The organism is Bacteroides reticulotermitis JCM 10512 (assembly GCF_000517545.1).
Lineage (GTDB): Bacteria > Bacteroidota > Bacteroidia > Bacteroidales > Bacteroidaceae > Bacteroides > Bacteroides reticulotermitis.
The window spans coordinates 1-12,947 of sequence record NZ_BAIV01000055.1; the positions used below are offsets into that span (position 1 = coordinate 1).

Consider the following 12,947-nt stretch of genomic DNA (forward strand, 5'->3'; position numbering starts at 1 on the left):
AAACATTTGGATAATTGTAACTTTGATCAAAGTCAATTCGTAGAAGAAATGAATACAAGTAAATCCACTCTATATAAGAAGTTGAAATCGCTCACCGGTTTGAATACATCGTCTTTCATTCGGAATGTTCGCTTGAAAGCAGCATGTCGGATTATGGAAGAGAAAGGAGTGAGCATTCGCGTATCTGAGCTAGCTTATGCCGTGGGATTCAATGATCCCAAATACTTCAGTTCCTGCTTTAAAAAAGAATTTGGAATGCTCCCAACTGAATATCTTGACAGATTTATACCGGGGGAAGAACAATCTTAATTTCTCGCTAAATAGAACTAACTGTTACTTCGACACTTAGACAGGGCTAGATAAGTAGCTTTGCCTTACATCCTAATGCCAAATACCTAAATGTGTTTGAATCACATCGTTTCTTATTATGTCGAATTATAATTCAAATAAGGTGAATGTCTAAAATTCTACCTTCAGGAATGTATTGTCGAGCTTGATCAGTATGCAATTCTTTATGTTTGCATCGATACTTGAAGAAGAGTCACTTAATTATATTAAAATATTTGTTTAATCTTAAAGTTTATACTAGATGGAAAAACGAAAAATGTTCCATGGAGAACGGATGAGCTATCAATACGGAATATTCCCTATTGTGCTTTCCTTATTCTTATTCCTTTGGATCCCTCTGAAAGGATATGCTGATGAAGTCTCTGCAGTAGAGGATGTGCAACAAAATCCGATATCGGTGGTGGGCACAGTAAAAGATGTGAAGGGCGACCCTGTGATAGGAGCTAATGTTACGGTTGTAGGTACTAAACAGGGTACTATTACCGATTTTGATGGAAATTTCTCTCTCAACGCACCATTAGGCGCAAAAGTAAAAATTAGTTTTATTGGTTACAAAGATCAAGTAGTAACCACCAAAAAAGGTATTAGTCTCAATATAGTATTAGAAGAAGATGCGCAAACGCTGGGAGAAGTGCAGGTTGTAGCTTATGGCGTTCAGAAGAAAGTTTCTATCACGGGCGCGATTTCGTCCATGAAAGGAGACGATTTGCTGAAAACGCCTGTAGGATCTGTTTCCAACATCCTTTCCGGACAAATTACGGGTATTTCTTCTGTACAGTATTCCGGAGAACCGGGCGCTGACGCTGCGGATATCTATGTGCGCGGTATCGCTACTTGGCAGGATGCAAAACCGTTGATTCAGGTGGATGGTGTAGAACGTGACTTCTCGCAGATAGACCCGAATGAGATAGAAAGCGTCACGGTACTCAAAGATGCTTCCGCAACTGCTGTATTTGGGGTGCGCGGTGCCAATGGGGTTATTTTGATTACAACCAAGCGTGGAATAGAGGGAAAGGCTAAAGTCTCTTTTTCTACTTCGGCAGGGGTGAATGTTCGTACTAAAGAATTAGACTTTGCAAATTCTTATCAGTATGCATCCTATTATAATATGATGACGGGAAATGATGGGGGTGTACCTATCTTCTCTGATGAACAGTTAATCGCTTTTCGAGATCACACCAATCCGATTCTTTACCCGGATATTAATTGGATTGATTACTGTATGAACAAGGCAGCTTTCCAGTCACAACACAACATGAATATTTCCGGGGGAACAGATAATATGCGTTATTTCGTTTCTGCCGGTATGTTTACTCAAAATGGTATGTTTAAGCAGTTTAATGCGCAAGATGATTTCAACTTCGATTACAAGCGCTATAACTACCGTGCCAACTTGGACTTTGATATAACCAAAACGACCATGTTGTCCGTGAATATCGGTGGGCGTATTGAAACGAAACGTACTCCTGAATCGGAAGAAGATCAAAATCAGTTGTTCCGAAAACTCTATTGGGCGGTTCCCTTTGCCGGAGCAGGTATTGTGAATGGGCAGCGTGTTGTGTCGAACAACGAGTATCTTCCTTTTACCGGAACAGACGGTTTGGCATCTTACTATGGTAGAGGATTTAGAAATAAGACAACCAATGTACTTAACGTCGACTTAGCTTTAGATCAAAAGCTGGATATGCTTACCAAAGGACTTTCTATCAAGCTAAAAGGAGCGTATAACTCTATTTATTCGAATGTTAAGAGAGCTTCAGGTTCAATGGCATCTTACACCCCAATTATAGATCTAAAGGAGCGGTAACATTTCGTAAAGAAGGGTCAGACGCACAACTGAACTATAGTGACGGTGATTTTGGTAAAGCACGCGACTGGTATATGGAGCTGGCACTGAATTATGCACGCAAATTTGGCGATCATAATGTAACCGGACTTGCTCTTTACAATCAATCGAAGAAATACTATCCCGGAGGTACCTATACGTATATACCGTCAGGCTATGTTGGCTTTGTAGGTAGAGTCACGTATGATTGGAGAACACGATACATGGCTGAATTTAATGTCGGTTACAATGGATCGGAGAATTTCAATCCGGAGAACCGTTACGGATTCTTCCCGGCAGGATCTATCGGATGGGTGCTTAGTGAAGAATCTTTCTTTACTCCTCTAAAGAAGGCCGTGAATTATTTGAAACTTCGTGCTTCCGTAGGGTTAGTTGGTAATGATAAGAGCAGTAACGAACGCTTTTTATACATCCCGGATGCCTATGAATATAAGGGAGATGGCGGCTACTTTTTCGGGCAGAATGTGAATAATAAAAGACCGGGTGCTTATGAAGCAACAAAGTCGAATCCATATGCTAAATGGGAAACAGCAGTCAAGCAGAACTATGGTCTTGATGCTAGCTTTCTGAATGAACGGTTGAGCCTTTCTGTAGATTACTTTATGGAAAAGAGAAAAGACATTTTGACTAAACCTGATTATCTTCCGGGTATCTTAGGTATGACGTTGCCGGTTGTAAATGTCGGAAAAACGGAGAATAAGGGTTTTGAAGTACAATTGAAATGGAATGAGACGCTAGAGAATGATTTTCGTTACTGGGCTAACTTTAACCTGTCTTTTGCCCGGAATAAAATAACCTTTAAGAATGAGGTAGAACAGAATGAAGCGTGGATGTATGAAACCGGTCGGAGAATCGGTGCACGTTCGATGTATCACTTCTGGGGTTTCTATGATGAAACAGCCGATCAGCGTTATTTGGAACAATATGGAATGTCAATTGCCGATCATGGAATTACATTGTCTCCCGGGGATTGCGTCTATGTAGATCTCAACAGAGACGGCAAGTTAGATGGAAATGATGCGACACGAAATATAGGTTATACGGATGTGCCGGAATATACAGCTGGTTTAAATGCCGGTTTTTCTTGGAAAAATTTCGATTTCTCTATGCAGTGGACCGGTGCTTGGAATGTAGACCGTATGTTGAGTGAATTCCGTCGTCCGCTGGGTGATACGAATGAAAAAGGCCTGTTGCTGTATCAGTATGAAAACACATGGCGTTCTTCTGCCGATACTTATTCGGCAAAATTCCCACGGGCTTCCAGCTTGCATGCGAGCAATAACTATGCCGGTTCGGACCTCTATTTGGTGAATGCAAGCTATTTGCGTTTGAAGAATATTGAAATAGGTTATAATATGAACTTCCCTTTCATGAAGCGTTTGAAGTTAAATGATTGCCGTATCTATATGAATGGTTATAATCTACTGACACTAACTGCTTTCCGTTGGGGAGATCCGGAATCTCGCCAGAGTGACCGTCCCAATTATCCTTTGACGCGCGTGTTTAATATTGGTTTAAAACTTGGATTCTAATACATTATAAAAATGAAACATATAACTAAATGGTTTATAGCGACTTTGATAGGGGCAGCAACGCTTTCCGTCTCTTGTGTCGATCCGGTGAAGTTTGGTAATAGCTTTTTGGAAAAAGCACCGGGAACCGGAGATATGACTCAGGATACGATCTTTGGCAAGGCCGATTATGCCCGCGCTTTCTTATGGAATACATATAGCAAACTATACTATGGTTTGGCAACTAACTGGAATGAGGTAGATGGGAAAATGAATACAGGAATGTTTGAAGTCCTTTCTGACTGCTGGCATAGTCATAATAGTTGGGATGGAATCAATCGTAAGTATTATTCCGGTGCTTATAAAGCTAGTGACGAGGATGATGGTAATGATACTCGTTTTGGCTATACGAAAGAAAATTGTTGGCAAGCGATACGGGCTTCTTGGATCTTTATAGAAAACGTTGGCCGTGTTCCCGATATGGACGATGCAGAAAAAGCACGTTTGTCTGCTGAGGCAAAAGTTATTATAGCTTCTCGCTATTTCGACTTGTTTCGCCATCTTGGAGGATTACCGCTAGTAGAAAAGGCTTATGATGTACAGGCAGTGTATGAGTTACCTCGTGGAACAGCCGAAGCAACAGCCAACTATATAGTAGATCTGCTTGATCAGGCAGCTGGCGTTCTTCCTTGGGATTTAGGAACAGACGATGCTAACTGGCAGGGGCGTTTTACGAAAGCGGCAGCTATGGGATTGAAGTGCAAAGTGCTTTTGTTTGCAGCCAGTCCGTTATTTAATGACAATGATGCCTATTGTACCGAACCGCCTCAAGATGCAGTTACTAATCACCAGGTGTGGTATGGTGCATACAATCAAGAGTGGTGGAACCGCTGTTGGCAGGCTTGTCATGACTTCTTTGAAGAATTGCAGAAAAATCAGTTTTACGCGTTGATACAGGCAAATGGTGTTACTTCTAAAGATTATCGGGAGGCATATAACAAAGCCTATTTTACGCGTGAGGTTAATACGGAATTGTTGATTTCTACTCGTATTATCGGAAAGTATAACAGCGATTGGTGGTATTATTGGGGTGAATGGGTAACATTTGGCGGATATACTCCTACGTTGGAATTCATGAAAATGTTTCCCATGGCGGATGGTAAACCATTCACTGACGCATATCTGGCAGATGGCTCTCAGCCTTCTTCACCAATAATGACTTCAATCAGCCTCTGCGCGACCCGCGTTTGTATGAAACAATGTTGGTCAACGGAGCGGCTTATGGAGATCATGCGGCAGAACTGTGGCAGGGTGGCCGGGAAAATATCAGTGATACAGAAAAGGAAACGGGACAGACCGCTACGGGCTTCCGACTTTATAAATTCTTTAAAGAAGGAAAAGGTAGTCTGAATGGTAAATATCTGGAATGGCCTTATCTGCGTTTATCTGAAATTTATTTGATCTATGCCGAGGCATTGTTGAAAGCTAAGAATAATCTACCCGAAGCAATCAAACAGGTAGATGTAGTACGTAAGCGTGTGGGCTTAGGCGGTCTTGAAGAAAGTAATCCGGGTAAGAATCTAACAACTAATGCTGACGCTTTATTGGAAGAGATATTACGTGAACGTGCTTGTGAATTAGGCTTGGAAGATGTTCGCCTATTTGATATGGTACGCTATAAACGTGCGGACTTATTTAAGAAACAACTGCACGGATTGAGAATTTACCGTAATGATGGAGGAGGAAATAAACCTTGGTCCGGCACATCGGGCAATTCCGGTGAGTTTCCCAATAAACCCTCTCAGTTTAAATATGAACCTTTTGCCATTGGCAACAGCTCACGTGCATGGTGGACAAACTTCAGCCCTAAATGGTACCTGTCGGCATTCCCACCTTCAGAAGTGAATAAGAATTATGGATTAACACAAAATCCGGGTTGGAATTAATGGTTGATAGAAACAACGGATAATTTAGAAAGAATAGTATGAAAAAATATAAGATAATAGCCTTAGCAATGCTCGCTTGTATTAGCTTGAATGGCTGGGCACAAGATAACGGAGTAGTCGGTAAAGTTCTCGATAAACGGGGAAATCCGGTAATAGGAGCACTGGTGACTATCGAAAGTGATCCGCTGATACAAACTGCGACTGACGCTAATGGTCGTTTTGAGATAATGGCGGTAAAAGACAATGTCTTAAGAATCCAGACTGGTGATGATGCCATGAAAACCGTAGCCGTTGGCAGCGATAAGATGATGACTATTGTCATGGACTTTTCTGCTGAAAAGGTTAATTACGGATTTGGTTTGAACCAAACCCAAGCAGAGTCTACCGGTGCTGTCTCTACGGTATACGCCGAACAAATTGATACGCGTTCTGCACTTAATATTGGTAATTCATTATATGGTAATGTATTAGGATTGACTACGATGCAGAAAACCGGGAATGTTTGGGAACAAATCCCGTCGATGTATATTCGCGGACAGAAAACCCTAAATGGTAATAATGGGATATTGTTGGTTATAGACGGCTTGGAACGTGATAACAACTGGAACGCATTGAACTACATAACTCCCGAGGAAGTTGAGTCGGTAAGTGTGCTTCGTGATGCGGCGGCAATTGCTCTATATGGCTATAAAGGTATCAATGGAGTTTTAAATATTGTGACTAAACGGGGTAAATATAAAAGCCGTGAAATTAATTTCTCGTACGATCACTCGTTTAATTTCCAAGCCCGTATTCCGGATATGGCAGATGCTTTCACTTATGCCTCTGCTTTGAATGAAGGATTAGCTAACGACGGTAAGGCGGCTCGTTACTCGCCAAATGAACTGAATGCATTTAAGAGTGGTAAGTATCCTTACTTGTATCCGAATGTGAATTGGTTTGACGAGGTGTTTCGGGATCGTGGAGCATCGGACATTGCTACGCTTACATTTAGAGGTGGATCGACCAAGATGCGTTATTTCACGATGATGAACCTGCAAAACAACAGTGGTTTCATCGATCATGTGAATGAAAACGAAGGTTATTCTACGCAGGATAAGTTTTCGAAAGCAAACTTTCGAACAAACCTGGACATTGATTTAAGTCCGAAAACTCGCATGCAGGCTAATATTATGGGGGTGTTGAATGAGTTTAGTCGTCCTTCTTTAGGCGGCGATAACCTGATTGGTAAGCTGTACTCGCTTCCTGCTGCCGCTTTTCCTGTGCAAACGGAAGACGGGCTCTGGGGCGGAAATGAAACTTGGGGTGCGAATTGGAATCCGGCGGCTCTGACACGTGGACGCGGCTATTCCAAAGGACACACTCGTGCTTTGTATGCTGATATGTCCTTGCGTCAGGATCTTTCTTCCATTACTAAAGGCTTGGGGGCTTCTGTGCGTATCGGATACGATAACATTGCTTCTTACTGGGAAAATTATACTGTGAGCTATAAATATGGAATGAAATCCGCAACTTCTTGGAAAGATGGAGAACCCTTTGAGTTTAAAAATTTCACAGGAGGAGAAGTGAGTAAAGTCACTGGTGATAATGCGAAATTAGACTGGCAGCACCGTTCGTTTAATTTTCAGGCGAATGTAGATTGGAAACGTCAATTCGGAGCACATGACATCTACTCCATGTTGCTTTATACCTATAAATATGATAACAAGAACGGAACCAATACTACATTTTTCCACCAGAGTGCCGGCTGGTATACACATTACGGCCTTAAGAATCGCTATATGGCGGACTTTACATTGATGGCTTCTGCATCCAATGTTTTAGATCCCGGGCATCGTTGGACTATCTCTCCTACCGTCGGGCTAGCTTGGGTCATTTCCAATGAAGGGTTTATGAAGAATCAGCAGGTAATTGACTTTATGAAGCTACGAGCTTCTTTTGGTCTGTTGAACACCGATAATATTCCTTCAAACGGATATTGGAATACAACGGTAGGTGGTGGATCTAATTATCCGATAAAGGAAAACTTTTCAGGTGATGGTGGTTGGGCAGAAGGTCGTTTGGCTTCGATAAATGGTACCACGGAGAAGGCTTATAAATACAATGGCGGATTGGATGTTTCTTTGCTCAAAGGATTAACGTTATCCGTAGACGGATTTTATGAAAGACGCTCTGATATTTGGGTAAGTGCTGCCGGACGCAATTCATCAGTGTTAGGAATTTCCAGCCCCTATGTTAATGGTGGTATTGTAGACAGCTGGGGTACGGAGATAGGACTTGACTATACTAAAAGTCTTGGAAACGTAAAGATTATGGCGGGAGGTACATTTACCTACAACCGTAATAAAATAGTTGAAATGATGGAGGAACCAAAGGCATATGACTATTTGCGTAGCACAGGGAAGTCAGTAGGACAGATCTTTGGTTTGCAGGCAATCGGTTATTTTGTTGATGATGCCGATATTGCCAACAGCATACCGCAACAGTTTGGGCCGGTAAAACCTGGGGATATTAAATATAAGGATGTAAACGGCGATAATGTGGTCAACGAGAATGACTTTGTCGCTATGGGATATAATGCTAGTTGTCCGGAAATCTATTACTCATTTAATCTTGGTTTTGAATGGAAAGGAATAGGGCTTAATGCACAATTCCAGGGAGTAGGTAATTATACAGCTTTTCTTTCATCCAATTTATATATGCCGTTAGTAGACAATACAACGATATCGCAGTATGCGTATAACAATCGCTGGACACCTGCTACGCCTAATGCACGCTTCCCACGTTTGACAACAGAAGAAATGGATAATAACCAGAAGACTAGCTCTGTTTGGTTGGCTGATCGTTCTTTCCTGAAAATGCGTAATTGTGAGGTATATTACAAGCTGCCTTCTACTTTCTTGAGCAAAATTCATATGAAGCATGCTAAAGTTTATGTACGAGGTGTCGACCTGCTTTGCTTCGACAGCATTGATCTTACAGATCCGGAAGCTATGGGAAGTGTATCTCCTGCTACCCGTTCAGTTCATGTCGGTCTGTCAGTAGGTTTCTAGAGTTTACTTCGTTTTAATTATAAAATAAGAAAGATATGAAATTGAAAAATATATGCTTGGGTATCGTTTGTATAGCAGCTTTGTCGTCCTGTAACGACAAGATGAACTATCATGAATACACCACTTATGATAAAGAATATGTCTTCTCCGATTTTGGTCGTACCGCGGGATTCGTGAATAATATTTATTCTTATCTGGATGAGGACTTACCATCATTGGTTTCATTTGCTTCTGCCTGTGATGAAGCGGAGATGGCGGTCAACTATTCGGTTATACTGGACTTTACCAACGGAAACTGGTCGGCATTGAATCCGAAATCCCTGTGGGGGTATTATTCCGGTATTCGTGCTGCCAACTACTTCCTGAAAGAGGCTCAGGACCTGGATTTCTATGATTTGCGCTTTGCACAGGATTACGAATCGCAAATGGCACGTTTTAACCGCTATCAGTATGAGGTTCGCTTGTTACGTGCCTATTACTACTTCGTGTTAGTCCGTGCTTATGGCGATGTACCTTTTACGACTGAAGTATTGACAGAGGCTGAGGCGAATTCTATTTCGCGTACGTCGGCTGCTACCATTCTTGATTTTATTGCGAATGAATGTGAGATGGTCGCTCCGGAACTACCTATTACCTATACAGGTATACCGGATGCTTCGGGAGGTGATAACCCTGAAACAGGACGTGTAAATAGAGGAACCGCATTGGCCTTGAAGGCTCGTACTTTATTATACAAAGCTAGTAAGCTATTTAACGAGAGTAATCGTTTAGAATGGTGGAGGGAAGCTGCGTTAGCTAATAAAGAAGTGATCGACTATTGCAAAAGCAATAGCATTACTTTTGGAAAGTACACTGATTTGTGGGGTGCGAATAACTACAAAGCCTCTGAGGTGATATTTGCCCGTCGGGTAGGTGATACGAATGGTCCCGAGGTAAATAACTTCCCAATTGGCATGGAGAATGCTCGGTCCGGAAATTGTCCGACTCAAACATTAGTGGATGCTTATGAGATGATAGATGGCAGTACCCCAAATGCGAATGATCTATACGGGAAGAGATCCGCGATTGAAAATGACTATTGCTGTGAATGGAGATAAATGGCCGGATACCAATCCGAATCCGCTGGAAACCTATATTGGGGGACGAAACGGGCTGCCAATTTCTTATGCTACTCCAACCGGATACTACTTGAAAAAATACCTGGATGGTTCTACTGATATTAGTGCTACTGGAAGTACGGGAGGAAAACGTCACAGTTGGATTACATTCCGCTTAGGAGAATTCTACTTGAATTATGCCGAAGCAGTGTTCAAATACTTGGGAACTGCGGATGCAACAGATACAGACTTCAGAATCTCAGCTCGTGAAGCTGTAAACACGGTGCGTAATCGTACGGATGTAAAGATGCCGGGACTCCCGGAAGGAATGAGTAATGTAGACTTCTGGACACGTTACAAACGTGAACGTATGGTTGAATTGGCATTTGAAAATCATCGATTCTGGGATATTCGTCGTTGGAAAGAAGGCGGAATAAATAGCATTGATCGAATGGAAATAACAAAGAAAACCAATGGATCATTTGCTTATAAGCGTTCGACTAAAGCGTTGGTTTGGGAGGATAAAATGTACCTCTTCCCAATTCCGGATGTAGAGAGACGTAAAAACAAGAATTTAACTCAAAATGAGGGTTGGCAAGAATAAGCTAATCAAAACTAATTAAGGAGGTAAATATATGAAATTAAATTTTAAATATATAGTTGCAGCATGTGCTTTGGCTTGTTTGAGCAGCTGTGATAATAAATTCGAAACATTTGAAGTCATTGATACGGTGGCACCGGCTGATTTCGACGTTTCAACAGTACGGTCTGAAGCGCTACCGGGTCAGATTCAGCTAACTTGGGATGCACCTGAGGGTGATTTTGCTTATATGCAAATTAGGTATTATGACCCGTTGCAGAAAAAGGATATGTATAAGCTGGTTTCTAAGGGAACAACTGAAATGTTGATAGAGAATACGCGTGCCCGCTTTGGAGCATATACTTTTTATATGCAAACATTCAACGCCGCTCATCAAGGTGGGCAAGTGAAAGAGGTGAACGCGACTTCCGGTCCGGCTGAAATGACCTATACCGAGAAGGGAAGAACGAAAGTCAACTTGGTAGCTAGTCAATTAAGTACGAATGCACAAGAACCCACCGAGGGACCGATTGCGAACTTACTTGATGGCAAGTCGAATACCTTCTTTCATACGCGGTGGAGTAGTCCGCAAGTGCCACTACCACACTATATTCAAATAAACTTTAACGAAGAGCATGAGAATTTTGCGGTCTACTATCAGAACCGTACAGACAATACATGGACTACTAGCGGTCGTCCGACCGTAGTGGAGCTGCAAATCAGTACTGATGCTCAAAATTGGGAAACCGTAGAGGCGCTTTCAGGCTTGCCAACGGCCCATAGTACTACATATACTACAGATTTTATAATGTCTGGAAAGAAATATAAGCACTTCCGCTTCTTGGTGACAGGCACAAGTGGGAGTACATCTTATTTCAACATAGCGGAGTTTATGTTTTATGATGTAAGTGTCGAGATCTATGATCCGGAAACAGTTCCATTGGATTAACCGTATAAACAGAAATAAGTATGAAAATGAATATAAAATGGTTGGCAACCCTTTGCTTAACTGCTGTTATGACCGGCTTTTATAGCTGTGATAACGATGACAATAGAAGCTATAGCGGAAGCTTGGATTTAAATCTATTGAGTTTGACTCAAGCACGTGATGTTTGGACAGGCAGCGAATGCAATGTGAGTACTGCGCTTATGAAAAACGAGGTAAAGGCGAAGAACTTCTCTTATAAGTTGAGCGTCTCTCTTTATCAGAATCGAAAAGCGGCTCAGGATGCTGTTGTAGATATAGTGATAGATAAAGATTCTCTAAACAAAGCAATTGCCAAGGCTAACGGAGGTGGTGTTTATGCCAAGTATGCCGGTGTTGAAATATTGCCGGAGGATTTGTACTTCTTGTCGTCAAACAAAATGACGCTGCATGCAGGTTCTGTAAAATCTGAAGATATATCCGTATTAGTGTATGCTGAGAATCTGATTTCTTTGGTACAGCAGAAAGAAAAAGATATGACTTTTGTCTTACCTCTAAAAATTACAGAGTCTTCTTCATACGGCATTAATGGAAAAGTGAATGCGTTGATGCTGTTTTTCAATGTAACCTATGTAAAGCCAATCGTACACGAAGGACCGGAATTTGAACCGGATAATTCTGAAGTACCGACAACTTTAGATGGTTTGAAGCTAGCTTTTAGTGAGGAGTTTAGGAAAAATGGAGAACCGGACTGGGATGTCTGGCGCTGAGGATGGGTTTCAACGTAACCAGGAACTTCAGTGGTATCAAAAAGGCAATGTCATGGTTAAAGATGATTTGTTGGTTATTGAAGGAAAAGAAGAACGTGTGAAGAATCCGAACTATGAAGCTGGCAGCAGTGATTGGAAGAAAAATCGTGAATATGCAGAGTATACGTCAAGTTGCCTCATCACCAAAGAGTATCGGTTTAGAAAAGGACGTTTGCTAGTCAGAGCTAAAATTCCGACAGCAATGGGAGCATGGCCGGCTATTTGGACTACCGGTGGAAGCAATGATAGCTGGTGCTGGGAATGGCCGTTAGGCGGTGAAATCGATTTGCTGGAGTATTATTTGGTTGGTGGTAAGCCTAGTCTTCATGCGAATGCATGTTGGGGATCGAATACCAGATGGAGTGGTAAATGGAAATCGTATAATCGACCTTTATCCGAGTTTGTAGCTAAAGATAAACTGTGGGAAGAAAAATACCACATCTGGCGTATGGATTGGGATGATGATTATATTCGTCTTTATCTTGACGATGAATTGTTGAATGAAATAGATCTTAAAAATACAACAAACGGAACCGGTGGGCTTGATGATTGGTGGAGAGGCTCTTATCGTAATCCTTTTACAGATGCAGGTAATAGCGGTGAAAAGTTTGGGCAATGTATCTGGTTGAATCTTGCTCTTGGGTCTAATGGAGGTACTCCGGATCTGTCCTCATTCCCTTTAAAGTATTACGTTGACTATGTTCGTGTTTATCAGTAAAATAGTATAAGGTAAAAGGAGAAAAAGATGAATTGTATCAGGGGAGTTATAGCATTGCTGATATGGTCTTTCCCTTTTCATTTCGATGTTAAGGCTCAAGATTGGAAGCTCGTT

At 41.7% G+C, this 12,947-nt stretch carries 5 protein-coding genes and 3 pseudogenes; all 8 read left to right on the top strand.

Annotated elements, in window-relative coordinates; translation table 11 throughout:
* A partial coding sequence (locus JCM10512_RS20390; protein WP_044165719.1) for a helix-turn-helix domain-containing protein occupies positions 1 to 309 on the top strand: 309 nt, incomplete at its 5' end.
* Between the two features lie 280 nt (positions 310 to 589).
* Positions 590 to 3,726: pseudogene (locus tag JCM10512_RS20395) on the top strand (SusC/RagA family TonB-linked outer membrane protein).
* A gap of 12 nt (positions 3,727 to 3,738) precedes the next feature.
* A pseudogene (locus JCM10512_RS20400) lies at positions 3,739 to 5,651 on the top strand (RagB/SusD family nutrient uptake outer membrane protein).
* A 38-nt stretch (positions 5,652 to 5,689) separates the two neighbouring features.
* Positions 5,690 to 8,704 (top strand): SusC/RagA family TonB-linked outer membrane protein, encoded by a 3,015-nt coding sequence (locus JCM10512_RS20405; protein WP_044165722.1) that lies wholly within the window; start codon positions 5,690 to 5,692, stop codon positions 8,702 to 8,704.
* 35 nt (positions 8,705 to 8,739) lie between these two features.
* Positions 8,740 to 10,405: pseudogene (locus tag JCM10512_RS20410) on the top strand (RagB/SusD family nutrient uptake outer membrane protein).
* 31 nt (positions 10,406 to 10,436) lie between these two features.
* A complete protein-coding gene (locus tag JCM10512_RS20415; protein ID WP_044165724.1) occupies positions 10,437 to 11,330 on the top strand; it encodes a discoidin domain-containing protein in 894 nt (297 codons plus the stop codon).
* Between the two features lie 20 nt (positions 11,331 to 11,350).
* Positions 11,351 to 12,076 carry a DUF1735 domain-containing protein gene (locus JCM10512_RS24420; RefSeq protein WP_244437390.1) on the top strand — a complete coding sequence of 242 codons (726 nt, stop codon included), beginning with the start codon at positions 11,351 to 11,353 and terminating at the stop codon, positions 12,074 to 12,076.
* A complete protein-coding gene (locus JCM10512_RS24425; RefSeq protein ID WP_244437392.1) occupies positions 12,063 to 12,833 on the top strand; it encodes a glycoside hydrolase family 16 protein in 771 nt (256 codons plus the stop codon). The genes JCM10512_RS24420 and JCM10512_RS24425 overlap by 14 nt, the downstream gene beginning before the upstream one ends.
* Positions 12,834 to 12,947 lie beyond the last annotated feature (114 nt).